We start from the raw sequence: 24,525 nt of genomic DNA on the forward strand, positions 1-24,525 counted from the left end.
AGCAAGTCTATAGATGGGGGATGCAATGATCCGGGTGGCGTTCATCGATGATGACCGCATGCTGCTCGACGGCATCGGATCCTGGCTCGCGGGGAGCGATGCACTGACCGTGGTCGCCAAGGCACAGACGGTCCGGGAGTTCCTCGAGACCTTGTCGGTGCAGGTCGATGTGGTGGTGCTCGATCTCTTCCTCGCGGACGGTTCCGATCCCGCGGAGAATGTGGCCAATCTCGTCGAGGCCGGGCACAAGGTGCTCGTGGTGAGCGTGACGCCACAGGCCACCCACGGCATCGACGTCGTCCGCGCCGGTGCATCGGGATACCTCACCAAGGATAATGATCTCGCCACCCTGACCTCCGCGATCGAGGTGGTGGCCTCCGGCGAGATGGCATATTCGCCCGAGCTCGCGTTCGCCTGGGCGCGCGATGACCGGCCCTCGAAGCCACGGCTCTCCCCGCAGGAGCGCGCGGTGCTGCTCGACTACGCCACCGGGCTGACCCTGGAGGTGGCCGCGCGCCGCGCCGGGGTCAAGACCTCGACGGCGAAGTCCTACCTCGATCGTGTCAAGATGAAGTACGCGCAGGTGGGGCGCCCCGCGAACACCAAGCTGGACCTCGCGACCCGGGTGCGCGAGGACGGCCTGCACCGGGATTCGCGCTCCGGCTCGGAGTAGGGCCAGCCCGCCGCCGCTGCGATCAGAACCCGGCGCGCTCGAGCTCGGTGTCCCAGGCCTCGATGAGGTCCTGGCCCTGCACGCCTGATTCGACGAGCGTGGTGTAGGCGCGGAGCAGGTCGTCCTGGCGGGCCTGGTAGCGGCGCTGGAAGTCCTCCTTGTCCTGCCGCCAGTACCCGATCACGGTCATGCGGGCGTTGGGCAGTCCGCGGTCGCGCCGCAGGTGCTTGCGGATCTCGCGCGTGGTGGAGGCTTCCGCGGCGACCCAGACATGGGTGTCATCGGGGAGGGGCCCGAGCGCGCGAGCGGCATCGGCTAGGCGCGAGGGCGCGTGGCCGAGCCCGCTTCCGGCGAGCCAGGTGGCGCTGGAACCGGCGGGGACCGCGAGGTAGTCCTCGTCCTCGGCGGCCGGGACCTCGAGGATGGCGTCGGCGACGGTGCCCGGCGGTGCTTCCTCGATGATGCGGGCGGCGGCGGGCAGGCCAGTGGCGTCGGCGACGAGCAGGTAGCGGGTCGTGCCAGCGGCGGGAGCGAACCATCCATCAGCGTCGGAGAGTCCGACGATGTCTCCGGGGCGTGCTCGCATCGCCCATGCGGAGGCGATGCCGCCCTCGTGGACGACGAAGTCGATGTCGATCTCGCCGCGCTCGGGCCGCGCGCGGCGCACCGTGTAGCTGCGTCCCTCGGGAACGTCGTCGGGGTCGGCGAACTCCCAGGCCCCGTCGGTGATGGTGGGGCGCTGCGGCTCGTGCTTGCCGGGGTTGGGGAAGTAGACGCCGAGGCGCTCGTCGGGCTTGCCGCTCGTGGCGAACCCGGCGAGCCCTGGCCCGCCCAGCGTCACGCGCACCATGCTCGGCGTGACCTGTCGTGCCTCGATGACCTCGCCCAGGTGGAATCCTTCTCCCCGTGCCACAACGCCCCCTCGATCTAGTAGGTAAACCTAACCTACCGTGCGGGCGCAACGGTTGTCATCACTCGTCGCGCAGATGCCGCAGTGCATCCTCGATGCCCCGGTGGAACGTCGGATACGCCCAGATCATCCCCCGCAGCGCGGCCACGGGCACCCGGGCATGCACCGCCACCGAGAGCGCGCCCAGCACCTCGCCGCCATGCGGTCCGACGGATGTGGCTCCCACCAGCACCCCGGCGTCCGCGTCCTCGATCAGCTTGATGACGCCCTCGTTGCCGGACTTGTGGATCCAGCCCCGCGCCGTCGACGGCACCCGCGCCACGCCCACCCGGACACGCAGGCCCTGCTCCCGGGCCTGCTGCTCGGTCAGTCCCACCGCCCCAGACTCGGGATCGGTGAACGTCACCCGCGGCACCGCGTGATACTCCGCCGCCCGTGGCTCCTGTCCCAGGATGTCCTGCACGACGATGCCGGCCTGGTACATCGACATGTGGGTGAACGCGCCCTTGCCGGTGACATCACCGAGCGCCCACACGCCCTCGGTCACGCGCAGCGTCCCATCCGTTGGCAAGAACCGTGACTGCGGATCGACGCCGATGCAGGCCGCCCCGAGCTCATCGAGCCGCGTCGTGCGCCCGGCCGACACGAGCAACCGCTCCGCCGTGACCACCCGATCGGGGAGCCTGATGGTGAAGACCGAGCCATCATGCGACACCTGCTCGGCGGGGGCGCCGGCATGGATCGTCACGCCATCACGCTCGAGGGCCTCCGCGACGATGCGGGCAGCCTCCGGCTCATCCGCGGCCAGGATGCGATCCGCGGCCTCGATCACCGTCACCTCCGAGCGGAAGCGCGCGAATGCCTGAGCGAGCTCGACCCCGATAGCGCCCCCGCCGAGGATCGCGAGGGAACGGGGCGGCTCCTCCACCGCGAAGATGTCACGATTCGTCCAGAACGGTGTTTCCGCGAGCCCCGGGATCGGCGGCACCGCCGGCGCGGTTCCCGTCGCGATGACGATGCCCTTGCGCGCGGTCAGCGGCACGCCTCCGACCTGCACCGCATCCTTCCCCACGAGCGTGCCTGTGCCGCGGATGAAACGCCCGCCCTTGCTCTCGAACCGCTCGACCGCGACCCGGTCGTCCCAGTAGTCCGTCGCTTCCTCGCGGATCCGCAGGGCCACCGGTCCGAGGTCCGGCTCCACGCTGCTCGAGCCAGCGAGATCGTTCACTCGCCGCGCCTCGGACAGCGCATTGGCAGCCCGGATGAGCATCTTGCTCGGTATGCACCCGTAGTAGGGGCATTCGCCGCCCACGAGCCGCTCGTCGATGCCCACCACATCGAGGCCGGCCTCGGCAAGGGTTCCTGCGACCGACTCGCCGCCGGGGCCCATGCCCAGCACGATCACATCCGCCTCGCGATTGCTCATCGAGTCGTTCACGGTGTTGTCCTCGGCCATCACAAGCACCTCTCCTTGCCGATCATGCCGATCAGCGATACTCGGGGTTCTCGAAATCGAAGCGGCAGCCCGCATCCCACTCGGTGCGCTGGTTGCCATGGGCGGGAACCCCGCCCTGATCGGTCAGCATCCGGGCGAAATGCAGCAAGTTCCACGTCATGAACGTCGTGTTCTTGTTGGTGAAGTCGTTCTCCGGGCCGCCCGAGCCCTCATCGAGATACGACGGGCCCGGTCCGGCCTCGCCCACCCACGCGGCATCCGCCTGCGGCGGGATCGCATACCCCACATGCTGCAACGAGTACAAGGTATTCATCGCGCAATGCTTCGCGCCGTCCTCGTTGCCGGTGATCAAGCACCCACCGACGCGTCCGTAGTAGAGGTACTGGCCAGCATCGTTGAGCAGCCCCGAGCACGCGTAGAGCCGCTCATGGATCTTCTTCATCTCGGAGCTGTTGTCACCCAGCCAGATCGGGCCCGCCAGCACGAGGATGTGCGCGGCTTTCACCTTCTCGAACAGCTCCGGCCACTCATCAGTCGACCAGCCGTGCTCCGTCATGTCCGGGTACACGCCCGGCGGGATCACATGATCCACCGACCGGAACTGCTCCACAGCCACGCCCTGCTTGCGCATGATCCCGGCGCTGATGTCGATCAAGCCCTGCGTGTGGCTCTTCTGCGGCGACGGCTTCAACGTGCAGTTGATGAACAATGCCCGCAGGTCGCTGTAGTCGGCGGGCGGCCTCGTGCGGTTCTGGTCTGCCATGAAACGCTCCTCGGATCGATCGGATCGCGCTATCGGCCGCCAGCATCGCACCGCCCAGTGGCCTCCGCGGGATCATTGTCACCCACCTGCCAAAGCCTGGCCCGGACCCAGCTAGCAGCGGCCTTCCGCGGCGTCGATGGCGGCCCGCTCGAACGCTTCGCGCTCATCCCCGGACATCTCCTCCCACGTCGGGATCTCGTGGCCGTCGAGCCCGGCGTCCTCGGCCACGGCGTCCATCATGTCGGAGAAGTCCTCCCGCGCGAACCGCACGAACTCCTCCGCCTCGGCGCGGCGATCCACCTCGCCCATGTCGAGCTCCTGGTGCATCTCCTCGATCTGCTTCAAGTAGGCGCTCACCTCCGTGCAGACCTCGTTGTACGTCGCGTCGGCCTCCGGGCTGGAGGACCCGGACGAGCAGGAGGCGAGCAGGAACGCGGCAGCCACTCCGGCGATCACCGAGCGGGGCGAGGTCATCAGTGTTCTCACCGCGCCCATTCTTCCCGAGACCACGCCGCCGGCGCAGGAGAACCCGGCACGAGAAGCCCGACCGCGCCCTGCCGTGGTACCGCTCGGTGGTGTGCGATCCTGGGGAAGCATCCGGCATCCCGTGGCAGAACAGGAAACCCAGCGGTGAACAGGCGTCAACTCCTGAGGCTCGGCGGCGGAGCGCTCGTCATCGGCGCGGCAACAGGCCTGAGCGTGCTCAGCAGCCGGGGAGCCTCGGAGGCGGCGAACCAGCTGCCCGCGCTCGTGCGCAGCGACCGGCCACTGCCGCCCCGCTTCGTCGTCCCGCTGCCGCGCCCCGCGCAGCGCACCGGTGGCAGCGTGTCGTTCGTGCAGCGCATCGCCGAGCAGGAGATCATCCCAGGGACCCGCACCCGCATCACCGGCTACGACGGCACCTTCCCCGGGCCCACCATCCGGGCCCGCCGCGGCCAGCCCGTCTCGGTGCGCGTGCGCAACGAGCTCGACATCGCCACCGTCATGCACCTCCACGGCGGACGCATGCCACCCGAGCAGGACGGATACCCCACCGACCTGCTGCTCCCCGCATCCGGGCGCACGCCGAAGTCCATCGAGTCCGGCCTCGCGATGCCCGGCCACACCACCGTCGGCGAGCGCGACTACATCTATCCCATGGACCAGCGCGCCGCTACCCTCTGGTACCACGATCACGCGATGGACTTCACCGGCCCCAACGTCTACGCCGGGCTCGCCGGGGCCTGCATCATCAGTGACGACGAGGAGCGCGCCCACCCCCTGCCCGAGGCCGACCGCGACCTCGAGCTCGTCCTCGCTGACCGCTCCTTCGACGCCGACGCCCAGTTCGCGTACCCCGCGCTCGCCCCCGACCAGGCCTACCCCGGCGTGCACCCGCTCTACCTCGCCGGGGTGCTCGGCGACACCATCCTCGTCAACGGTGCCCCGTGGCCCGTGCATGAGGTTTCCGCCGGCCGCTACCGGCTCCGCTGGATCAACGCCTCCAACGCCCGCGCCTACCGCCTCGAGCTCGACACCGGAGGCGAGCTCATCCAGATCGGCAGCGACGGCGGTCTTCTCGAGCGTCCCGTCCGCCGCCGCGTCATCACCATCGCCCCCGGCGAGCGCATCGACACGATCCTCGACTTCAGCGCCTACCCCGATGGCAGCCGCGTCACCATCCGCAACACCTTCGGCTTCGGCAGCACCGACGCGGTGATGCAGTTCCACGTGGTGCGCCGCATGAAGGACGAGACGCACATCCCCGACCGGCTGAGCACCGTGCCCGCGCTGCGCCGCGAGGACGCCGTGCGCACCCGCGACTTCTTCCTCGCCCTCGAGCTCGGCGCCGGCCACCAGCACGGCGGCCCGCCCCGGCCCACCGGGTTCCTCCCGCACCGCTGGACCATCAACGGGCTCACCTTCGACACCGAGCGAGACTGGGCCAGCCCCCGGTTCGGCGACGTCGAGATCTGGCGCTTCACCGGCGTCGCCGCCCATCCCGTGCACATGCACCTCGTCGCGTTCCAGGTGCTCAGCCGCAACGGCGGGCCCACCCGGCCCGGCGATATCGGCTGGAAGGACACCGTCGATCTCGGTCCGCTCGAGACCCTCGAGGTGATCACCAGGTTCGACGGGTACCGCGGGCGCTACGTCATGCACTGCCACAACCTCGAGCATGAGGACATGGCCATGATGGCCAACTTCACCGTCGTCTAGGTGCTGTTCGTCTAGGGGGCTCAGCTGCTGCGCGCGGTCGGCGCCCCGATCTCGGACGTGTTACCTTTTGCACCCTTCTGCAGTGGTGCGAGGGTGCAGAACCGCACACAACGTGGCCGCGTGACGCGCTCTAGCCACCCGAGGCGGGAGCGTCCCCGCTCTGCCCCAGGCGTTCCCGATGGATCGCGCTCGACAGTGGCCGCCGCGAGCGCCACCCGTGCCGCTCAAGGTCCGGGACCTCATGCAGGTGCGTCACCGGCCCCACGCAGAGCCACGCTATCGGCCGCACCGGGGGAGTGGCCCCGACGAACCGTGCGAGGAAATCCTCCTCGTAGAACGACACCCAGCCCAGGCCCAGGCCCTCCGCGGTGGCCGCCAGCCAGATGTTCTGGATCGCCAGCACCGCCGAGAACAAGCCAGTGTCCTCGACGGTGTGCCTGCCGAGCACGTGCGCGCCACCGCGGGCGGGGTCATAGGTGACCACGATCCCGGTGCCGCTCTCCCGGATGCCCTCGATCTTGATGCGGTCGAACACCGACCGGCGCTCCGCGTCCAGCCCCTCGGCGAACGCGTCCCGCCGCTCCGCCACATGCTGCGCGAACGCATCGAGCCGCGCCTGGTCCTGGATGACCACGAAGTCCCACGGCTGCGTGTTGCCCACGCTGGGCGCGCGATGACCAGCCTCGAGGATGCGGGCTAGCACCGCCTCGTCGATGGTCTCGCCGGTGAACTCGGCGCGGACGTCACGGCGGGCGGCGATGGTCTCGTACAGGGGGAGGGGAGCGGGCATGGGGATATTCGATCATGCGCGGGGCGAGAGGCGTCCGGCTGGGCACGCGCGAATGCTGCTCCCGGAGTGTCGGTTTCGTAGCGGGTTGATCACGTTTCGGGCTTGATGCGTGGTGTCCTGGCGCACATCCGGCACTCATGCCTCAATCTAAAGTGCAGGTAGAGGGTTGATCGGGTTTTACCAGCTCAGGGTCGTGCCTGAGATCACAGTAGTTAACACCAGCAACAGTGCAACACTGGTTTCACACGGCAGGTCAACCTGGCCGGAACCACCACGCAGAACAGCCCAGCAACACCCCCGCCCCGCTCGGGCGGGCCGAAGGGAGATCCCAATGAACGCTCGTCGATTCGCCGCCGGAATCACAGCGGGCACCGCCGCGCTGGCACTCGGAACGGCAGGCGCAGCACAGGCCGCCGTCATCGCGAACTCGCCCGAGGTCGTTCCCGCAGTGATCGTCGATCCGCAGGGCAACAGCCAGGTGGAGCCCGAGTCCATCATCATCACCCCGGCCGACGCGAACAACGCCGTCAACTTCATCACCTGGCTGGTGTGGAACGACAACGTGGCCGTCGGCACCGGCGTCGAGCAGATCAACAACTGCCAGCCCACCTGCGCCGAGGGCACCGTCTTCTCCGCCCCAGTCGTGATCGTGCTCGACGACGCGACCGAGGCCGAGGAGGGCGAGGACAGCGAGTTCACCGAGATCCGCATCTCGGGCGTGCAGGGCGAGCGCACCCTCGACCTCACTTCCGTCGAGGTCCTCCCGCTCCCCGTCCCGGAGGAAGACGCACCCGAGGACGAGGCCCCTGCCGAGGAGCCTGAGGTCACCACCCCGGCCGAGGAGCCTGCTGTCGAGGACGAGGCTCCCGCCGAGGAAGCCCCCGCTGAAGAGGCTGCCGCTGAGGAATCAGCCGACGACGCGATCGCACCCGAGGAAGAGGCCGCCGTCACCGCCGCTGCCGAGGTCGAGGCCGCCGGTGGCAACCTCACCCCGGAGCAGGTGCAGACCATCATCGAGGCCGCGAAGGCTGCTGCGGAAGCCGCTGCCGATGCAGACGTTGATGCCGACGCTGACGCCGAGGCAAGCGTGACCGCCGAGGGCGACGACGCCTGATCCATCCACACCAGGCGAGGGGCCCGACCAGCACCACGGTCGGGCCCCCTTGCAATTCAGTGGATCAGCGCGCGGACCAGCTGTCGGGGCCGAACACCTCGTAGTGGATGCGCGAGGCGGGAACACCACGCGCGATCAGCCCCTCGCGCAGTGACATCATGAACGGCAGTGGCCCGCACAGATAGGCGCGCGTGCCCTCCCTGACGGGCAGTTCCGCGATATCGGCCCGGCCCGCGCGCACCAGAGCAGGCACCGCGTGCTCGTCGGTGATGGTCTCGTACCAGCGATGCAGCGTCGAGCCAGGAATGCTGCGCGCGACCTCCTCGAGCTCCCGGCGGTGGGCGTGGTCGGCCAGCGAGCGATCCGCATGCACGATGGCAACCTCGCGCTCCCGCTCCGGGGAACTGGCGAGGTGGTGGAGCATGCCGAGCATGGGCGTGCAGCCGATCCCGGCGGACGCGAGCAGGACGGGGGACCCATCGTCGATCAGCTCGAGATCCCCGAACGGCGTCGTGACAGAGAGCTCGTCGCCCTCGAAAACGGTATTGTACAGGTGGTTGGAGACCTCCCCGGCCGGGCGCGTGCTGCCATCGGGTCCGATGCTCGCGGGCACTCGCTTGATAGTGATGCGCCACGTCTCGTCGCTGGGGCTGCCGCACAGGCTGTACTGGCGGATCTGGCGGGCGCCATCGGGCAGGTGGGCACCGACGGAGATGTACTGGCCCGGGGCGAAGCGGGGCAGCTCCTCGCCGGGCAGGGCAGTGAGGGTGAAGGTCACGGCATCGGCGGACTGGAGCTCGCGCCGCGCCACGCGCACGGTGCGCCACACCTCGCCGGGCTGCACCCCGGACCGGGCGTAGAGGCCATTCTCGAGATCGATGAGGGTGTGCGCCATCAGCCAATAGACCTCGTCCCAGGCGCTCGCGACCTCGGGGGTGACGGCCTCGCCGAGGATCTCCACGATCGCTGCGAACAGGTGCTCGTGGACGATCCAGTACTGCTCCGCCGTGACGCCGAGGGAGGCGTGCTTGTGGGCGATGCGCGAGAGGATCAGTGCCACGCGCTCGGGGTCCGGATCGAGCTGGAGCGAGGCGAATGCTGCGACGGCACCGGCGAGGGCTTTCTGCTGCTCGCCCTGATGCTGGTTGCCGCGGTTGAACAGGTCGCGCTCGAGCTCGGGGCGGGCGGCGAACATGCGCCGGTAGAACGTGGTGGTGATGGCGTCGAGGTGGGCTCCGACGACGGGGAGGGTGGCGCGGATCGTCTCGCGAGAGGCGGTGGAGAGCATGGGGTTCAGCCTTCCTGCTGGAGCGGATAGGTCCCGGTGTTGACGGGCTCGGTGGGGCGCCTGCTGAGGGAGAGCAGGATCGCGCGGGCGGGGGGCAAGGCGAGATCGCCGACGGTGTGGGCATCGAGCGCGGCGTAGAACGCTTCCTGGGCATCGCGCAGGGCGCGGCGGAGCTGGCAGCCGTGGCGCAGCGGGCACGGCTTGTCGCCCTCGCACGTGACGACCTCGCCGTCGCCCTCGAGCTTGCGGGCCAGCCAGCCGATGCGTGCCTCGCGCCCAAGATCGGTGATCATCAATCCGCCACCGCGTCCGCGCTGGGCCGCGACGACGCCGAGCTCGCTGAGCCGTGCCACGACCTTCGTGGCGTGGGCGTAGGAGATGTTCATGTCTGCGGCCACCACGCGCGTGCTTGGGTGGCTAGGGGCGCTGGAGGCTGTGGCCTGTGCTGGGGTGCCGCGTGCTGGAGCGCCCTGTGCTGGGGGAGCGACGGCGAGGCGCATGACGATCCGCAATCCGAGGTCGGTGAACTGCGTGAGCTGCATGGCAACAGCCTAGATAACTTGCATCTGAAATGTAAATTAAAGAGCGTTGTGGTGCTCGCCACTGGTTTGGTGCAGTGCTCGACCACTCTCGCCTGGTCGCGATCGGCGCAGCCGCGCTACCCGGCGTGAGTGGAAACTTTTCCCGCACCAGGCGGGAAAAGTTTCCACTGGCGCCGACGGACCTCCTGGCTTGAGCGCTGCCGCCAGCGTCTAGTCCCGGTTGCCGAGTAGCACCGCGGTGATCAGCGACTCGATGGTGGGGGCGAGGCCGCCTAGCTGGTCGAGGGCATCGCGCTCGGAGGCGTCGAGGATGAGCTCGCTGATGGCGCCGACGAGGGCGAGTGCCATCTCGTGCGTGATCGCGGTCATGGCGGGGTTGCGCTGGCTGCCGCGCAGCGCGAGCTCCTGGAGCAGGGTGGCGAGCATGTGCTGGGTCTCGCGGCGGGCCTGGCGGGGGCGGTCCCCGGCGGCGGCCATCTCGACGAAGTAGACGCGGGCCTCCGCGGGGTGTTGCTGGAGGGCAGCGAGCAGGGCCGCGACGGTTCCGGTGATGCGTTCCGTCGACGTGGTGCCGCGCTGCGAGGCGTCGGACAGCTTCTGGGCGAGGGCCGCGCTGAACGCGTGGTGGCACGCGAGCAGGCAGTCCTCCTTGTCGGTGAAGTGCTCGTAGAAGGTGCGGCGCGAGACGTGCGCGCGGCCAACAACATCGGTGATGGTGGTGGCGCTGAATCCCTTGTCGGCCACGGAGCCGGCCAGCGCGTCGAGCATGCGTGCGCGCGCTGGACTGGTCGCGCTCTCGACGGGCGGGGTGGTGCTCATGGCGCTCCTCGTGGCTCGGTTCCTGCGGTAGGTGATCGTACTCGTGGCGCGGCGCTGGGGAGCGCCTGCCGCGCGAGCCGCGCCACCTGCGTCGATGGGGTGTGACAAACACCACTTGTCAAGCGGTACTGTGCCGTACCATACTGGTGCACAGCTGGTACGGAGTAGTACCACCGACTTCTTCCTCGACGCCGCCGTCGCTCGCCATCCCCGGACCAGGCCCACCACGCCCTCCGGCCGGATGCCGGGAACCCGGAAGCACACCGCCCCGAATCCAGAATCCCGACCAAGGAGCAATCCCATGGCCACCCTCGCCCCCGCCACCTTCCTCGCCTTCACCCAGCCCGCCGACCTGCTCGTGCAAACCCTCGCCACCCCGGCCCGCGACGCCTTCGCACCGGTAGCCCGCGCACCCCGCCAGGCCGCCGCGGCAATGAGCAGCACCCTGCGCTCGCGCCGCCCCAGCACCACGAAGCCGCTGAATGATCGCCGCATCGTCATCACCGGCGCGTCCTCCGGCATCGGCGCTGCGGCCGCGCACCAGATCGCTGCGAACGGCGGCACCGTGCTCCTCGTCGCCCGCAGCCTCGACAAGCTTCTCGAGGTCAAGCAGAGCATCGAGACCGACGGCGGCACGGCTTTCGCCTACCCGTGCGACATCACCGACGGCGATGCCGTGGACCGGCTCATCGACCAGATCGTCCATGACCACGGCACCATCGACATGCTCGTCAACAATGCTGGCCGCTCCATCCGCCGGTCGGTCGCGCTCTCCCACGACCGGTTCCACGACTTCGAGCGCACCATGTCGCTCAACTACTTCGCCGCGATCCGCCTCATCCTCGGCCTGCTGCCACACATGAAGGCCAACGCGTTCGGCCACATCGTCAACATCTCCTCGATCGGCGTGCAGACCAGCGCACCCCGCTTCTCCGCCTACGTCGCCTCGAAGGCCGCGCTCGACGCGTTCAGCGATGTCGTCGCCACCGAGACCCTCGGTAGCGGCGTCACCTTCACCACCATCCACATGCCGCTCGTGCGCACCCCGATGATCGCGCCCACCACCATGTACGACGCGTTCCCCACGCTCAGCCCCGACGAGGCAGCCAGCCTCGTGGTCCGCGCGGTCGTCAAGCGTCCCGTCGAGATCGGCACGCCCGTCGGAACGTTCGGCGAGCTCATGCACGCCCTCGCGCCCAAGCTCACCGACCGCATCCTGCACCAGGCCTACAAGGCGTTCCCCGACTCCCTGGCCGCGCAAGGGGAGCACACCCCCGGCGAGAAGCCCCAGGGCGAGAACACCAAGAGCACCGGCCCCGGCCTCTCCCGCCGCACCCTGCTGCTCGCCCGCGCCTCACGCCTCGCCCGCACCCAGCCGCTCTCGGGCACTGCCACCGCCATGATGCGGCTGCTGCCCGGCATCCACTGGTGAACACCCACCACAACACGAAGGACCACAGCTCCATGAAGAACATCAACGGCAAGACTGTCCTGATCACTGGCGCAGCAATGGGCATGGGTGCCCTCCACGCCCACCGCGCCGTGGTCGAGGGCGCCGCCACCCTCGTCCTCTGGGACATCAACGAGCCCGCGCTCGCAAAGACTGCCCGGGAACTGCGCGAGCTCGGTGCCACCGTCCACGCCCAGGTCGTGGATGTCTCCGACGCGGACGCCATCGCGGCCGCCGCGCAACAGGTGCGCGACGAGATCGGCACCGTCCACATCCTCATCAACAACGCCGGCATCGTGCGCGGCAACTCCTACTTCTGGGAGACCCCCAGCGCCGCCGATACCACCCTCACCATGGCCATCAACGCGGTCGCACCAATGCTCATCACCCGCGAGTTCCTGCCGGGCATGGTCGCGACCACCGAGGAATGCCGCGTCATCAACGTCGCCTCCGCGGCCGGGCTCACCGCGAACCCCCGCATGGCCGCCTACTGCGGATCCAAATGGGCCGCGGTCGGCTGGTCGGACTCGGTGCGCCTCGAGCTCGAGCAGGCCGGGCACCGGCACATCAAGGTCACCACGGTGTGCCCGTACTACATCAGCACCGGCATGTTCGACGGCGCTCGCCCCGCCCCGCTGCTGCCGATCCTCGACCCCCAGCATGTCGTTGACCAGGCGTGGAAGCACTCCAAGTCGGGCTCGCCGTTCGTGATCCTGCCGCGCGCGGTCGTGCTCAGCGAGGTCGTCAAGGGCATCGTTCCTACCCCGGTCCGCGACTTCCTCGCCGGCCGCGTGCTCGGCATCCACAAGACCATGGACGACTTCGTCGGCCGTCGCTGACCAACCCCGCCAGGAGAACACCATGACCATCCTCGCCCCGCGCCCCATCCAATCGCTGCGGCCCCGCATCACCGACCAGCCCACCGCTCCCGTCCTCCAGATCGCCGCAGCCCCGCAGGAGCCCCGGCTCGCCGTGCCGGGCCACGCGGTCTCAAGAGTCCAGGCCCGCCGCCAGCCCTGGCCATTCCGCCAGCCCAGCACCCGCCGCTGGGTCCACGAGCTCCTGCCGCACGCCATCCTCTCGGCCAGCCGCGACGCGGACGGCGCGCCCGTGCACCTCGTCGGCCGCGACTCGGCCGGGCTGCGGGCGCTGCTGTGCGCGGCGGAGTTCCCGCACCTGCCCATCGCCTCGATCACTGTGCTCGCCGCCACCCCCGAGGACGCGGCACTGCCCGGAAGCCAGCACCCAGGGCACGCGCACCTCGGCGATCACTGCGTCGACCTGTCGCGCATCGCCGTGCCCGTCGCGATCCTGCTGCCGGCCGCCACGCCCTGGACCTCGGAACTGCTCGAGCTCGACACTCAGGCCCGTGCCGCGCTGCCCGCTTCCACCCACCTCAGCATCAGTGCCGGGGCACAGGGGTCCCTGCCCCGCTTCCTTCGCGAGGTGGAAGCGATCAGGTCCCTGCGCTTCGACCGAAACCCCACCAGCGCGGAGCGCCGCGCCGCCATCCGATCCCTCATCACCACCTCCTAGGAGTCCCACCCCATGCGCGAGATGACCGTCCCCCCAGCGCAGCACGTCGAGCCCGGCGACAGCCTCACCGACATGATCGTGCGCAATGCCATCACCGACCCCACGCGCATCGCGTTCCAGCGACAGGCCGAGGGCGACTGGATCGATGTGACCGCCGCCGGGTTCCTGCGCGAGGTCGACGATCTCGCCAAGGGGCTCATCGCCAGTGGCATCCTGCCTGGGGATCGCGTGGCGCTGCTGTCCCGCACTCGCTACGAGTGGACCCTGTGCGACTTCGCGATCTGGAGCGCCGGGGCGATCACCGTTCCGATCTACGAGACGTCGTCGGCCGAGCAGATCCAGTGGATCCTCTCCGACTCCGGTGCCGTAGCCTGCATCGCTGAGACACCCGCTCTGGCACTCACCGTCGCCACCGTCCTGGATAGCAACGCCTGCGACGTGTGGCAGATCGAGGGCCCGGCCACCGAGCCGGCCCGGCCGCTCGCAGTGCTCCGCGATCTCGGCACCGGCCTCGCGGACGACACCGTCGCGCTGCGCCGCGCGGGACTGAGCGCCACCACCACCGCCACCCTCATCTACACCTCCGGCACCACCGGTCGGCCCAAGGGCTGCGCGCTCACCCACGGACATTTCCTCGGCGAGGTCACCAACGTCACCGCGCAGCTCGCCGACGTGTTCGACCGTCCCGGCAGCGCCACCCTGCTCTTCCTGCCGCTCGCGCATGTCTTCGCCCGCGTCATCCAGCTCGGTTGCGTCCACGCCGGAGTGGTGCTCGGCCACTCGTCCGATATCAAGACGCTCCTCGATGATCTCGCCGCGTTCCAGCCCACGTTCATCCTCGCTGTCCCGCGCGTCTTCGAGAAGGTCTACAACGGCGCCGCCCGCAAGGCCGACGCGGCGGGCAAGGGCACCATCTTCGCCCGCGCCACGGCCACCGCTATCGCCTACAGCGAGGCCATCGATGACGGCCGCATCACCTGGCCGCTGCGCGCCCGCCACAAGCTCTACGACGTGCTCGTCTACCGCAAGCTCCGCGCCACCCTCGGCGGGCAGGCCACCCACGCCATCTCCGGCGGATCGCCCCTCGGCGCGCGGCTCGGGCACTTCTACCGCGGCATCGGGCTCACCGTCCTCGAGGGCTACGGGCTCACCGAGACCACCGCTGCGATCACCGTCAACCCGCCTGCGGCGCCCCGCATGGGAACCGTGGGGCAGCCCGTCCCCGGCACCACCATCCGCATCGCCGAGGACGGCGAGGTCCTAGCGCGCGGCCCGATGGTGTTCGGCGGCTACTGGAACAATGACGCCGCCACCGCCGAGGCGCTCGACGCGGATGGCTGGTTCCACACCGGCGACATCGGCACCCTCGACGAGGACGGCTACCTCGCCATCACCGGGCGGAAGAAGGAGCTCATCGTCACCGCCGGCGGCAAGAACGTCGCGCCCGCCGTCATCGAGGACCGCATCCGCGCCCATCCGCTGATCAGCCAGGTCATGGTGGTCGGTGACAACGAGCCCTTCGTCGGCGCGCTCATCACGCTCGACGCCGAGGCCCTCGAGCCGTGGGCTCTGGCCCGGGGCAAGACTTCCGATATCGCTGGCCTGATCGAGGACGCCGAGCTGCGCGCCGAGATCGACAGCGCTATCGCGGAGGGCAACAAGGCCGTCTCCAAGGCCGAGTCCGTGCGCGCGTACCGCATCGTGCCGCTCGACTGGACCGTTGAGGACGGGCAGCTCACCCCGTCGATGAAGCTCAAGCGCGCCATCGTCGCCAAGGAGCACGCCGCTGACATCGAGGCGCTCTACGGAAGGTGAGGGGGCTGGCTCTGGCGGCCTCTGCTCACGGGCTCGAATCTGCTGGTCAATGTCACCCGACACGCCGCGACACGGCTGTGGAAACGTGACATTGGCTAGCAGATCCTGGGTGTTGCGCCTGGATGCAGCGGCCAAGTCCAGCTCGAACGCCTGCCGACCGCCGTGGATGGGGCGTCACCATGTGGTGCTGGTAGCGCCCCATCCACGGGGTTCAGGAGCGGCGGGCGAGGACCTGGAGGGCCTCGTCGGCGTGGGCGTTGGCCTTGAACTCGCTGGAGATGACACCGAGGATCGTGCGATCGGTGTCGATGACGAACGTCTTGCGCTTGACGGGCGCGAGCTTGCCTAGCAGGCCGCGCTTGACGCCGAACCGCGCGGCGACGGCGCTGTCGGCGTCGGAGAGCAGCGGGTAGTCGATCTCCTGGGCGGAGGCGAAGCCGGCCTGGGTCTGCATGTCGTCGGTGCTGATGCCCACCCGGGATGCTCCGGCGGCGGCGAAGTCGGCGGAGAGGTCGCGGAAGTGGCACGCCTCGGCGGTGCAGACGGGGGTGTTCGCGGCCGGGTAGAAGAACAGCACGATGGGGCCGTCGGCGAGGAGCTCGTCGAGGGAGCGGACAGTGCCGAACTGGTCGGGCAGGGCGAAGTCGGGGGCTTTGTCTCCTGTGTTCACACGGCTGAGATTACCGCCGTTGGCCGTGGAGTTCAGCGCGAGCGCGAATGCCTGGACCAGTATGGCCATGCAACGGGCGCTCGGCCACTATCGTCGGTATCACCGGTCCCCGAGGAAAGGCGGCGGCGATGGGCACGGAGGTCACGGCGATCCGGTTCACCCATGAGGATCGTCGCGTGTTCCGCCGGAAGGTGCATGAGTGCACCGAGGCGCTGGAGCGGATGCTCCACGATGGCGCGTTCGACAGCCATCGGGCCGTGCCGCTGCTGGGCATGGAGGTCGAGCTCAACCTCGTCGATGACGCGATGGAACCGGCGAAGGCGAACGACGAGGTGCTCGCCGCGATCGCGGACAACGACTACCAGACCGAGCTGGGCCGGTTCAACATCGAGCTGAATGTCGCGCCCGCTCCGCTAGCGGGAGAGTCGATCCGCGAGGTGGAGCTGGGGCTGCGCCGGTCGCTGGAGCATGCCGACGACATGGCCTCGCGCAATGGCGCCCGCGTGGTGCTCACCGGGATGCTGCCGACGCTGCGCACCGAGCATTTCGATGCTGCCTGGATCACCGACAATCCGCGCTATGCGCTGCTCAACGAGCAGATCTTCGCGGCACGCGGCGAGGACATCGAGATCGACATCAGTGGCAACGGTCTCGACGGTGGTGCCGAGCGGCTGCGCATCGATTGCACCTCGGTGCTGCCCGAGGCCGCGTGCACCTCGGTGCAGCTGCACCTCGCGGTGGATCCGGACATGTTCGCGGCGTACTGGAACGCCGCGCAATGCGTGGCGGGCGTGCAGGTGGCGCTGGGCGCGAACTCGCCGTTCCTCGCTCAGACGGCGCTGTGGCACGAGAGCCGGATACCAGTCTTCGAGCAGGCCATCGATACGCGCTCGCTGGAGCTGAAGAACCAGGGCGTGCGGCCCCGGGTGTGGTTCGGGGAGCGGTGGATCACCTCCATCTTCGATCTGTTCGACGAGAACGCCCGCTACTTCCCGGCGCTGCTGCCCGAGGCCACCGACGAGGCTCCGCTCGCGCGGCTGGAAGCGGGGGAGACGCCGTCGCTCGCTGAGCTGTCGATGCACAACGGCACCATCTATCGGTGGAACCGGCCGGTGTATGCGGTGGTGGAGGGGACGCCGCAGATCCGGGTGGAGAATCGCGTGCTGCCGGGCGGGCCGACGGTGATCGACACGATGGCCAACGCCGCCTTCTACTACGGGGTCGTGCATGCCCTGGCCCATGCGGACCGGCCCGCGTGGACGCAGATGTCGTTCGATGCGGCACGGACCAACCTGGAGAAGGCAGCCCGGCACGGCATGGATGCGCGGCTGTACTGGCCGTCGTGCGGGGAGGTGGGGCCCGATGAGCTGGCGCTGCGCTGGTTGCTGCCGCTCGCGGAGCAGGGGCTCTCCGATTATGGCGTGGCAGCGGAGGTGCGCGACCGGTACTTGTCGATCATCGAGGAACGTTGCTTGCAGCGGCGCAATGGCGCGGGGTGGCAGCGCCGGATGGTGGCGCGGCTCGAGAAATCCGGGATGACGCGTCAGGAGGCATTGCCCCGCATGCTGGCCGAGTACGCGGAGCTGATGCGGGCAGGCGATCCGGTGCACACCTGGCCGTGGTAGCACTCAGGGCGCTAGCGGTGGGCATGCTGGTGGCGCGTGCCGCTGCTGCAGGATCTGCTTGGCCTCGCTGACCTGCTCGGGGGTGAGGCTGGCGACGGTCAGGGGCAGGTGCTCGCGGTCGCCGCGCAGGCTGTCGAGGAACAGCACGAGGTAGCGGCGCCACGCATCGGGCGCGACGGGGCCGGAGAAAGCCGCGAAGTTGGCCACCATGTGGATGGTGGCGAAGAGGTCGGAGAGGGTGGCGTCGGGCCGCAGCGCGCCAGCGTCGTGCGCGCGGTCGAACACCGCGGCGAATGATGAACGCATGCGGTCCGCAGCGCGGGAGATGCCCTCGCGGTCGTTCTCGCGGCCGATGACCACTTCGGAGAGGCCCCGGTCGACGGCGAGGCGCTGGCAGGCGTGCTCGGCAAGGTGCGTGTATCCACTCCAGGGATCGGGGTCGCCGAGCGCGCGCTCGGCCGCCTCGGCGAGATTGGTGAGGCTGAGCTCGAACAGTGCCTCGATGAGCTCGTGCTTGTTGGCGAACCTCCGGTAGACGGTGCCGACGCCGACTCCGGCAGCGCGGGCCACTTCATCGAGGGTGATGGCGAGCCCCTGGGTGGCGTAGAGCTCGCGCGCGGACTCGATGATGCGTTGCCGGTTGCGCTCGGCGTCGGCGCGCAATGGGGCGCTCGTCGTGGGGGGCGGGGTGGCCTCGGTCATTGTGATTCACCTCACGGATCTATTCGGAGGGGGAATCTCCGCTTACCATCATAAGTTGTGTAAAGCGGAGATGGTAACTCCACTTAGTAAAGATCTCGCAAAGCCGCCCCTCCATCACGCGCCCCCGCACGGAAGCAGAGCCGACCCATGACCACCACCACGCCCCTCGAGAGCCCAGGCGCCGGCACCCAGCGCGACCGTCGCTGGCTCGTCCTCGCCGTCCTCGGCATCGCCCAGCTGATGGTGGTGCTCGACGCCACCATCGTGAACATCGCCCTCCCTGCCGCCCAGGCAGACCTCGGGTTCACCGACTCCGACCGGCAATGGGTCATCATCGCCTACGCCCTCACCTTCGGCAGCCTGCTCCTCCTCGGCGGCCGCCTCTCCGACCTCTTCGGGCGCCGCATCACCTTCCTCACCGGCCTCGCTGGCTTCGCCGCCGCCTCCGCCGTCGGTGGGCTCGCCCCCAGCTTCGAGATCCTCGTCGCCGCCCGCGCCGGGCAAGGCATCTTCGGCGCGCTGCTCGCCCCCACCGCCCTTGCCCTGCTCACCACCACCTTCACCGACCCCAAGGAACGCGCCAAGGCATTCGGCATCTTCGGCGCCATCGCCGGTTCCGGAGCAGGCGTCGGGCTCCTGCTCGGCGGCGTGCTCACCGAATGGGCCGACTGGCGCTGGACGCTGCTGGTCAACGTGTTCTTCGCCGGCATTGCCCTGATCGGCGCGGCCATCCTGCTCGACCCCCAGCGGTCCACCAACCGGCCACGCCTGGACATCCCCGGCACCGTCGTCGGCTCCGTCGCGCTGTTCGCCATCGTCTTCGGGTTCTCCAGCGCCGAGCACAACGGCTGGACCGCCACCTCCACCCTCGCCTGGATCACCGTCGGCATCGTGCTGCTCGTGGCCTTCGTGTACCTCCAGAGCCGGGTCGAGCATCCTCTGCTCCCGCTGAAGATCATCCTCGACCGCACCCGTGGGGCCGCGTTCCTGTCGATGCTCCTCGCCGGCAGCGGAATGTTCGCGGTGTTCCTCTTCCTCACCTACTACCTGCAGGTCACCGTCGGGTACTCGCCCATCCAGACCGGGTTCGCCTTCCTCCCGATGGTGATGATGATCATGGTCTCCTCGATCGTCATCAATGCCGTCCTGCTGCCCAAGCACGGACCGCGCCCCCTCGTCACCACCGGCATGGCGCTCGGCGCCCTCGGCCTCGCCTGGCTCACCCAGATCGAGATCGGGAGCAGCTACCTCGCGCACATCCTCCCGTCGCTGGTGGTCATGGGCCTCGGCATGGGCGCGATCTTCGCCTCCTCCATCCAGTCCGCCGTGTCCGGCGTCGCCCCTGCTGACGCGGGAATCGCCTCCGCCACCATGAACACCATGCAGCAGGTGGGTGGCTCCATCGGTACCGCGCTGCTCAGCACCATCGCAGCGACCGCGGCATCGGACTACCTCGCCGCCGGTGGCACCGGCGGCCCGCTCCAGGCCGCCATGGAGAGCTACACGACAGCCTTCGCCTGGGGCGCCGGGATCTTCGTCCTCGGTGCCATCGTCGCCGTCACGCTGTTCCGGCCCGGCCAGCTGCCCGCGCAGCAGGGCGTGCCCGTCGCCGCGCACTGAACCGCTTCTGGACCAGGCGGCGGCTCGGCTAGTGGAAACTTTTCCCGCTCACAGCGGGAAAAGTTTCCACTACCAGCGCGCGGGCCCCGGTGGCCAAGCCATCAGCAGCGGCGTCCGACCGCGACCAGGCGCCTCCCCCCGCTACTGCTCGAACGGCACCACCGAGCATGTGGCTCCGGTGCCGTGGGAGCCCGCGGGTTCCACATCGACGACCCTGGTGGTGCTCGAGGTGATTGCCTCGGCGTCGAGCGCGTAGGCGACCGTGCCGGCGAGTCCTAGGTTCAGGACCGCGACAAGCAGCGCGACGCGGGTGATCCGGTTCGCAGTCCGGGGACGCATGGGGCTCCTAGCGCGTTTGGGAATGAGAGCAGCTTGAATAGTGCCAACACGATCTTGAATGATGCGGTGGCTCCGTGCATGACTTGGCTTGCACTGGTTAGCCGACTGTGACCACAGCGTTGTCTGTTGCGTTGATCGCACTTCGCGCTACGACGCAGCACCTTCTGACCAGCGAGCGGTAGCCTGAGCGGTGGCGTCCTGACCTCGGCGCGACTCCTCGAGTGCACACATCACGACAGGGACCCGAACGTGACTCAACCGATCACCGTGGCAGCGGTGTGCATCCTCCACGAGGGGAAGCGCATCCTGCTCGTCCGCAAAGCGGGGACGCAGCGGTTCATGCTGCCTGGAGGCAAGCCCGAGCCGGGCGAGTCCATCCACGCCGCGGCGATCCGCGAGTGCCGCGAGGAGATCTCCGTCGAGCTAGGCACCACATCGCTGAGGTTCCTGGGCCGATGGACCGCGCCCGCCGCCAACGAGCAGGGCCGGCGCGTGGATGCCACCGTCTACGTCACCGACGCGGCATCGCTGGCCGCACCGCATGGCCATCGCCTGGTCGAGCCGAGTGGCGAGATCGCCGAGATTCACTGGCTCGACCTCTCCAGCAACCATTCCGGCCTTCCGCTGGCGCCCTTGCTCGCGGACAAGATCCTCCCCGAGCTCCGGAGGCCCCTGAGCATCGGCCAGGTCCGTCCCTAGCAAACCCGGGGCAGCGAGGAGTACACGTGCGCGCGATCATCGTGCATGGCTACAGCGCCCATACCGGCAAGCATTGGTTCCCCTGGCTCGATGACGAGCTCGCGGACCGTGGCCACGAGGTGCATCGAGTGGTCCTTCCGAGCCCGGACGAGCCGGAACGTGGTGCATGGGACGCGGCGCTCGCGCGGACCATCGGTCCCGTCGATGACGACACTGTGCTCATCGGGCACAGCCTGGGGTGCTTGTCACTGCTGCGCTATCTCGGCAACGTGGAAGGCAGGTGGAGCCTCGGCGGCCTCGTGCTGGTCGCCGGGTTCCTGGAGAAGCTGCCCGACCTGCCCGAGCTCGATGCGTTCATCGGGCACCGCGTGGATGCGTCCACGCTCGGTTCGCGGATCCGCCACGCTGCCGTCATCCATTCGGACAACGATGCGATCGTTCCACCGGAGCTGTCCGTGCAGCTCGCGAAGATCCTCGGGGCGCGGGACATCACGGTCTCCGGTGGAGGTCATTTCCTGGACGACACGCTGCCCGAGGCCCTGACCGAGGTTCTCGCGGCCACAGCTTCTCGGAGCTAGGTTGCCCCAGCCCCTCTGCGTCGCTACAGCCCCTCGGGGCCTCAGTCCGCCGGTACTACCGGGGGAGGGGTGGTGTCGAGCCCGAGCATGTCGAGGAACTCACGGCATTCCTTCGCGTTCTCGCTATGCGAGGCCACGATATTGGTGGCGCGCATCGCAAGGTCATCGTTCGGCGGCTCGTGGTGGTGGAGGACATGATCAGACATCGGGGTCTCCCTAGTTTCGAGCGGGCCGGCGTGCCCTCCACCAGCCTACCGCGCCCTGGTGGTCGCAATGGCCCGCGTGCTGGTGGCGCAGGGTGTCCGAACCAGGGTGTCCGGGCCGGTCCGGGGAACGCAAGGAGGGGCACCCCGGTCACGGGGTGCCCCTCCTGGTGCTAGCGCTGGTCAGCGGGCGAACAGCAGCGCCCGCTTGACCTCCTGGATGGCCTTGGTCACCTGGATGCCACGAGGGCATGCGTCGGTGCAGTTGAACGTGGTGCGGCAGCGCCACACACCATCCATGTCGTTGAGGATCTCAAGACGCTCGGCGGCACCCTCGTCGCGGCTATCGAAGATGAACCGGTGCGCGTTGACGATCGCTGCGGGCCCGAAGTACGAGCCGTCATGCCAGAACACGGGGCACGAGGTGGTGCAGCAGGCGCACAGGATGCACTTGGTCGTGTCGTCGAAGCGAGCGCGATCCTCCTGCGACTGGATGCGCTCGCGCGTCGGCTCCTGGCCGTTGGCGATGAGGAACGGCTTGACGGCACGGAACGCGTCGAAGAACGGCTCCATGTCGACAATGAGGTCCTTCTCGACCGGCAGCCCGCGGATCGGCTCGACGGTGATCGTGATCGGCTTGCCGTCCTTCGACAGCAGGTCCTTCATGAGGATCTTGCAGGCGAGCCGATTGACGCCGTTGATGCGCATGGCATCGGATCCGCACACGCCGTGCGCGCACGAGCGACGGAACGTCAGCGAGCCATCGAGGTACCACTTGACGTGGTGCAGCAGGTTCAGCAGCCGGTCGGACGGCAGCGCGGGGACCTCGAACTCCTCGAAGCCCTGCGCGTCCGGGTTCTCCGGGTTGAAGCGCCGGATCTTGAGCGTGACCATCGTCGCGCCCTCGGGCACCGGCGGAAGTGGACGCTGGCCTGTCTCGGCGGAAACGGTGGCAGTCATCAGTACTTACGCTCCATCGGCTCGTAGCGGGTGAAGGTCACTGGCTTGTAGTCCAGCGTGATGTCGGAGATCAGCGGCGCGCGGCTGTCCTTCGGCACCTGCTTGTAGGCCATGGTGTGGCGCATGAAGTTGGTGTCGTCCCGGTCCGGATAATCCTCGCGGGCGTGCCCGCCGCGGGATTCCTTGCGGTTCAATGCACCGGCCACGGTGACCTCGGCGAGCTCGAGGAGGAACCCGAGCTCCACGGCCTCGAGAAGGTCGCTGTTGTACCGCTTGCCCTTGTCCTGCACCTGGACCCGGCTGTAGCGCTCCTTGAGCACGCGGACATCCTCGAGCGCCTGCTTGAGGGTCTCCTCGGTGCGGAACACCGAAGCGTTGCGGTCCATGGTCGCCTGCAGCTCGATGCGGATATCGGCGACCCGCTCGTTGCCGCGATCCGACAGCATGAGCTTCATCCACTCCTGCACCATGCCCTCGGGGGACTCGGGCAGCGGCACGAGCTCCGACTGGGTGGCGTAGTCGGCAGCAGCGATGCCGGCGCGGCGGCCGAACACGTTGATGTCGAGCAGCGAGTTGGTGCCCAGGCGGTTCGCGCCATGCACCGATACGCACGCGCACTCGCCGGCCGCGTAGAGGCCCTTGACGATGGTGTCGTTGTCCTTGAGCACCTCGCCGGTGACGAGGGTGGGGATGCCGCCCATCACGTAGTGGCAGGTGGGGAACACGGGCACGAGCTCGGTCACCGGGTCGACACCGAGGTAGGTGCGGGAGAACTCGGTGATATCCGGCAGCTTCTCCTCGAGCACGTCCGCGCCGAGGTGGGTCACGTCGATGTAGACGTAGTCCTTGTTCGGGCCAGCGCCGCGGCCCTCGAGGACCTCGAGGACCATCGACCGGGCCACGATGTCACGCGGGGCGAGGTCCTTGATGGTCGGCGCGTAGCGCTCCATGAAGCGCTCGCCGTCGGCGTTGCGGAGGATGCCGCCCTCGCCGCGCACTGCCTCGGAGATGAGGATGCCGAGGCCAGCTAGGCCTGTCGGATGGAACTGGTGGAACTCCATGTCCTCGAGCGGCAGGCCCTTGCGGAGCACGATCGCCATGCCGTCACCGGTGAGGGTGTGGGCGTTCGAGGTGGTCTTGTACATGCGGCCCGAGCCGCCGGTGGCGAACACGATCGACTTCGCATGGAAGACGTGGATCTCGCCGGTGGCGAGCTCGTAGGCCACCACGCCGGTGGCAACGGTGCCCTCGTCGGTCTCGCTCAGGCACAGGTCGAGCACGTAGAACTCGTTGAAGAACTCCACGCCATGCTTGACGCAGTTCTGGTAGAGGGTCTGCAGGATCATGTGGCCGGTGCGGTCCGCGGCGTAGCAAGCCCGGCGCACCGGAGCCTTGCCGTGGTCGCGGGTGTGGCCACCGAAGCGCCGCTGGTCGATCTTGCCCTCGGGCGTGCGGTTGAACGGCAGGCCCATCTTCTCGAGATCGAGGACCGCGTCGATGGCCTCCTTGGCCATGATCTCCGCGGCGTCCTGGTCAACGAGGTAGTCGCCACCCTTGACGGTGTCGAAGGTGTGCCACTCCCAGTTATCCTCCTCGACGTTCGCCAGCGCGGCGCACATGCCGCCCTGGGCCGCGCCGGTATGCGAACGGGTGGGATAGAGCTTTGTCAGCACGGCGGTGCGGGCGCGCGGACCAGCCTCGATGGCGGCGCGCATTCCGGCGCCGCCAGCGCCGACGATGATCACGTCGTAACGGTGTTCTTGCATGTGTGCCT

25 protein-coding genes are annotated in these 24,525 nt (G+C 68.8%); 11 read left to right on the top strand and 14 right to left on the bottom strand.

Translation table 11 applies throughout. The features are described from left to right. Positions 1–13 precede the first annotated feature (13 nt). A complete protein-coding gene (locus tag FXO18_RS08695; protein WP_223114622.1) occupies positions 14–673 on the top strand; it encodes a response regulator in 660 nt (219 codons plus the stop codon). A gap of 22 nt (positions 674–695) precedes the next feature. Here the strand turns inward: FXO18_RS08695 and FXO18_RS08700 are convergent, their stop codons facing one another. The 4 genes from FXO18_RS08700 to FXO18_RS08715 all read right to left on the bottom strand — a co-directional run bounded on the left by FXO18_RS08700 (position 696) and on the right by FXO18_RS08715 (position 4,288). After that, a complete protein-coding gene (locus FXO18_RS08700) occupies positions 696–1,586 on the bottom strand; it encodes a siderophore-interacting protein (protein WP_149360657.1) in 891 nt (296 codons plus the stop codon). Between the two features lie 58 nt (positions 1,587–1,644). After that, positions 1,645–3,039, bottom strand: a complete 1,395-nt coding sequence (locus FXO18_RS08705) for a dihydrolipoyl dehydrogenase family protein (protein ID WP_235900570.1) — start codon at positions 3,037–3,039, stop codon at positions 1,645–1,647. A 31-nt stretch (positions 3,040–3,070) separates the two neighbouring features. Further along, entirely contained in the window at positions 3,071–3,802 is a 732-nt protein-coding gene (locus tag FXO18_RS08710; protein WP_149360658.1) for a flavodoxin family protein, read from the bottom strand. Between the two features lie 111 nt (positions 3,803–3,913). Next, a complete protein-coding gene (locus FXO18_RS08715; RefSeq protein ID WP_149360659.1) occupies positions 3,914–4,288 on the bottom strand; it encodes a hypothetical protein in 375 nt (124 codons plus the stop codon). 144 nt (positions 4,289–4,432) lie between these two features. On the opposite strand from FXO18_RS08715, the gene FXO18_RS08720 reads away from it, so the two are divergent. Beyond that, positions 4,433–6,001 carry a multicopper oxidase family protein gene (locus tag FXO18_RS08720; protein WP_149360660.1) on the top strand — a complete coding sequence of 523 codons (1,569 nt, stop codon included), beginning with the start codon at positions 4,433–4,435 and terminating at the stop codon, positions 5,999–6,001. 130 nt (positions 6,002–6,131) lie between these two features. On the opposite strand, the gene bluB is transcribed toward FXO18_RS08720, so the two are convergent. Beyond that, a complete protein-coding gene (gene bluB / locus FXO18_RS08725; RefSeq protein ID WP_149360661.1) occupies positions 6,132–6,791 on the bottom strand; it encodes a 5,6-dimethylbenzimidazole synthase in 660 nt (219 codons plus the stop codon). A gap of 331 nt (positions 6,792–7,122) precedes the next feature. Here bluB and FXO18_RS08730 point away from each other — a divergent pair, with 331 nt between their 5' ends. After that, entirely contained in the window at positions 7,123–7,905 is a 783-nt protein-coding gene (locus tag FXO18_RS08730) for a hypothetical protein (RefSeq protein WP_149360662.1), read from the top strand. Positions 7,906–7,969: 64 nt separating this feature from the next. Here FXO18_RS08730 and FXO18_RS08735 read toward each other — a convergent pair whose 3' ends face one another. The 3 genes from FXO18_RS08735 to FXO18_RS08745 form a co-directional block, all read right to left on the bottom strand. Further along, positions 7,970–9,193: a globin domain-containing protein gene (locus FXO18_RS08735; RefSeq protein ID WP_149360663.1), complete on the bottom strand. Its 1,224-nt coding sequence runs from the start codon at positions 9,191–9,193 to the stop codon at positions 7,970–7,972. Between the two features lie 5 nt (positions 9,194–9,198). Then, a complete protein-coding gene (locus FXO18_RS08740; RefSeq protein ID WP_149360664.1) occupies positions 9,199–9,735 on the bottom strand; it encodes an RrF2 family transcriptional regulator in 537 nt (178 codons plus the stop codon). Positions 9,736–9,945: 210 nt separating this feature from the next. Then, positions 9,946–10,554, bottom strand: coding sequence for a TetR/AcrR family transcriptional regulator (locus FXO18_RS08745; RefSeq protein ID WP_187774257.1), 609 nt, complete (start codon positions 10,552–10,554; stop codon positions 9,946–9,948). Between the two features lie 301 nt (positions 10,555–10,855). Between FXO18_RS08745 and FXO18_RS08750 the strand changes: the two genes are divergently transcribed. The 4 genes from FXO18_RS08750 to FXO18_RS08765 are packed head-to-tail and all read left to right on the top strand — an operon-like array spanning position 10,856 to position 15,355. Further along, positions 10,856–11,986 (top strand): SDR family NAD(P)-dependent oxidoreductase, encoded by a 1,131-nt coding sequence (locus FXO18_RS08750; RefSeq protein WP_235900539.1) that lies wholly within the window; start codon positions 10,856–10,858, stop codon positions 11,984–11,986. 32 nt (positions 11,987–12,018) lie between these two features. After that, positions 12,019–12,843 (top strand): SDR family NAD(P)-dependent oxidoreductase, encoded by an 825-nt coding sequence (locus FXO18_RS08755; protein WP_149360667.1) that lies wholly within the window; start codon positions 12,019–12,021, stop codon positions 12,841–12,843. 22 nt (positions 12,844–12,865) lie between these two features. Then, positions 12,866–13,540 carry a hypothetical protein gene (locus FXO18_RS08760; protein ID WP_149360668.1) on the top strand — a complete coding sequence of 225 codons (675 nt, stop codon included), beginning with the start codon at positions 12,866–12,868 and terminating at the stop codon, positions 13,538–13,540. A 12-nt stretch (positions 13,541–13,552) separates the two neighbouring features. After that, complete coding sequence (locus tag FXO18_RS08765) at positions 13,553–15,355, top strand: AMP-dependent synthetase/ligase (RefSeq protein ID WP_149360669.1); 1,803 nt, start codon at positions 13,553–13,555, stop codon at positions 15,353–15,355. 211 nt (positions 15,356–15,566) lie between these two features. Here the strand turns inward: FXO18_RS08765 and FXO18_RS08770 are convergent, their stop codons facing one another. Continuing rightward, positions 15,567–16,025 (bottom strand): peroxiredoxin, encoded by a 459-nt coding sequence (locus tag FXO18_RS08770; RefSeq protein WP_187774258.1) that lies wholly within the window; start codon positions 16,023–16,025, stop codon positions 15,567–15,569. 128 nt (positions 16,026–16,153) lie between these two features. Here FXO18_RS08770 and FXO18_RS08775 point away from each other — a divergent pair, with 128 nt between their 5' ends. Continuing rightward, a complete protein-coding gene (locus tag FXO18_RS08775; protein ID WP_149360671.1) occupies positions 16,154–17,650 on the top strand; it encodes a glutamate--cysteine ligase family protein in 1,497 nt (498 codons plus the stop codon). Between the two features lie 3 nt (positions 17,651–17,653). Here FXO18_RS08775 and FXO18_RS08780 read toward each other — a convergent pair whose 3' ends face one another. Further along, positions 17,654–18,352 (bottom strand): TetR/AcrR family transcriptional regulator, encoded by a 699-nt coding sequence (locus tag FXO18_RS08780; protein ID WP_149360672.1) that lies wholly within the window; start codon positions 18,350–18,352, stop codon positions 17,654–17,656. A 147-nt stretch (positions 18,353–18,499) separates the two neighbouring features. On the opposite strand from FXO18_RS08780, the gene FXO18_RS08785 reads away from it, so the two are divergent. Continuing rightward, positions 18,500–19,972, top strand: coding sequence for an MFS transporter (locus FXO18_RS08785; RefSeq protein ID WP_149360673.1), 1,473 nt, complete (start codon positions 18,500–18,502; stop codon positions 19,970–19,972). A 141-nt stretch (positions 19,973–20,113) separates the two neighbouring features. On the opposite strand, the gene FXO18_RS08790 is transcribed toward FXO18_RS08785, so the two are convergent. Next, complete coding sequence (locus tag FXO18_RS08790) at positions 20,114–20,311, bottom strand: hypothetical protein (protein WP_149360674.1); 198 nt, start codon at positions 20,309–20,311, stop codon at positions 20,114–20,116. Between the two features lie 249 nt (positions 20,312–20,560). Here FXO18_RS08790 and FXO18_RS08795 point away from each other — a divergent pair, with 249 nt between their 5' ends. Then, positions 20,561–21,010 (top strand): NUDIX hydrolase, encoded by a 450-nt coding sequence (locus tag FXO18_RS08795; protein WP_149360675.1) that lies wholly within the window; start codon positions 20,561–20,563, stop codon positions 21,008–21,010. A 26-nt stretch (positions 21,011–21,036) separates the two neighbouring features. Next, entirely contained in the window at positions 21,037–21,588 is a 552-nt protein-coding gene (locus tag FXO18_RS08800) for an RBBP9/YdeN family alpha/beta hydrolase (RefSeq protein ID WP_187774259.1), read from the top strand. Positions 21,589–21,629: 41 nt separating this feature from the next. Here the strand turns inward: FXO18_RS08800 and FXO18_RS15915 are convergent, their stop codons facing one another. The 3 genes from FXO18_RS15915 to sdhA form a co-directional block, all read right to left on the bottom strand. Next, a complete protein-coding gene (locus FXO18_RS15915) occupies positions 21,630–21,794 on the bottom strand; it encodes a hypothetical protein (protein WP_187774260.1) in 165 nt (54 codons plus the stop codon). 180 nt (positions 21,795–21,974) lie between these two features. Further along, positions 21,975–22,751, bottom strand: coding sequence for a succinate dehydrogenase iron-sulfur subunit (locus FXO18_RS08805; RefSeq protein ID WP_149360677.1), 777 nt, complete (start codon positions 22,749–22,751; stop codon positions 21,975–21,977). Then, on the bottom strand, positions 22,751–24,517 hold the full coding sequence (gene sdhA / locus FXO18_RS08810; protein ID WP_149360678.1) for a succinate dehydrogenase flavoprotein subunit: 1,767 nt from the start codon (positions 24,515–24,517) through the stop codon (positions 22,751–22,753). Before sdhA ends, FXO18_RS08805 begins: the two co-directional genes overlap by 1 nt. Between the last annotated feature and the right edge of the window lie 8 nt (positions 24,518–24,525).

Origin of the sequence: Lolliginicoccus suaedae (assembly GCF_008312885.1) — a bacterium.
Taxonomy (GTDB): Bacteria; Actinomycetota; Actinomycetes; order Mycobacteriales; family Mycobacteriaceae; genus Lolliginicoccus; species Lolliginicoccus suaedae.

What these genes read in the sequence shown, in the direction of transcription:
- FXO18_RS08695 (WP_223114622.1), top strand. Translation starts at nt 14, where the DNA reads ATGGGGGATGCAATGATCCGGGTGGCGTTCATCGATGATGACCGCATG.
- FXO18_RS08705 (WP_235900570.1), bottom strand. Translation starts at nt 3,039, where the DNA reads ATGGCCGAGGACAACACCGTGAACGACTCGATGAGCAATCGCGAGGCG.
- FXO18_RS08710 (WP_149360658.1), bottom strand. Translation starts at nt 3,802, where the DNA reads ATGGCAGACCAGAACCGCACGAGGCCGCCCGCCGACTACAGCGACCTG.
- bluB (WP_149360661.1), bottom strand. Translation starts at nt 6,791, where the DNA reads ATGCCCGCTCCCCTCCCCCTGTACGAGACCATCGCCGCCCGCCGTGAC.
- FXO18_RS08730 (WP_149360662.1), top strand. Translation starts at nt 7,123, where the DNA reads ATGAACGCTCGTCGATTCGCCGCCGGAATCACAGCGGGCACCGCCGCG.
- FXO18_RS08735 (WP_149360663.1), bottom strand. Translation starts at nt 9,193, where the DNA reads ATGCTCTCCACCGCCTCTCGCGAGACGATCCGCGCCACCCTCCCCGTC.
- FXO18_RS08740 (WP_149360664.1), bottom strand. Translation starts at nt 9,735, where the DNA reads ATGCAGCTCACGCAGTTCACCGACCTCGGATTGCGGATCGTCATGCGC.
- FXO18_RS08745 (WP_187774257.1), bottom strand. Translation starts at nt 10,554, where the DNA reads ATGAGCACCACCCCGCCCGTCGAGAGCGCGACCAGTCCAGCGCGCGCA.
- FXO18_RS08750 (WP_235900539.1), top strand. Translation starts at nt 10,856, where the DNA reads ATGGCCACCCTCGCCCCCGCCACCTTCCTCGCCTTCACCCAGCCCGCC.
- FXO18_RS08755 (WP_149360667.1), top strand. Translation starts at nt 12,019, where the DNA reads ATGAAGAACATCAACGGCAAGACTGTCCTGATCACTGGCGCAGCAATG.
- FXO18_RS08760 (WP_149360668.1), top strand. Translation starts at nt 12,866, where the DNA reads ATGACCATCCTCGCCCCGCGCCCCATCCAATCGCTGCGGCCCCGCATC.
- FXO18_RS08765 (WP_149360669.1), top strand. Translation starts at nt 13,553, where the DNA reads ATGCGCGAGATGACCGTCCCCCCAGCGCAGCACGTCGAGCCCGGCGAC.
- FXO18_RS08775 (WP_149360671.1), top strand. Translation starts at nt 16,154, where the DNA reads ATGGGCACGGAGGTCACGGCGATCCGGTTCACCCATGAGGATCGTCGC.
- FXO18_RS08780 (WP_149360672.1), bottom strand. Translation starts at nt 18,352, where the DNA reads ATGACCGAGGCCACCCCGCCCCCCACGACGAGCGCCCCATTGCGCGCC.
- FXO18_RS08785 (WP_149360673.1), top strand. Translation starts at nt 18,500, where the DNA reads ATGACCACCACCACGCCCCTCGAGAGCCCAGGCGCCGGCACCCAGCGC.
- FXO18_RS08790 (WP_149360674.1), bottom strand. Translation starts at nt 20,311, where the DNA reads ATGCGTCCCCGGACTGCGAACCGGATCACCCGCGTCGCGCTGCTTGTC.
- FXO18_RS15915 (WP_187774260.1), bottom strand. Translation starts at nt 21,794, where the DNA reads ATGTCTGATCATGTCCTCCACCACCACGAGCCGCCGAACGATGACCTT.
- FXO18_RS08805 (WP_149360677.1), bottom strand. Translation starts at nt 22,751, where the DNA reads ATGACTGCCACCGTTTCCGCCGAGACAGGCCAGCGTCCACTTCCGCCG.
- sdhA (WP_149360678.1), bottom strand. Translation starts at nt 24,517, where the DNA reads ATGCAAGAACACCGTTACGACGTGATCATCGTCGGCGCTGGCGGCGCC.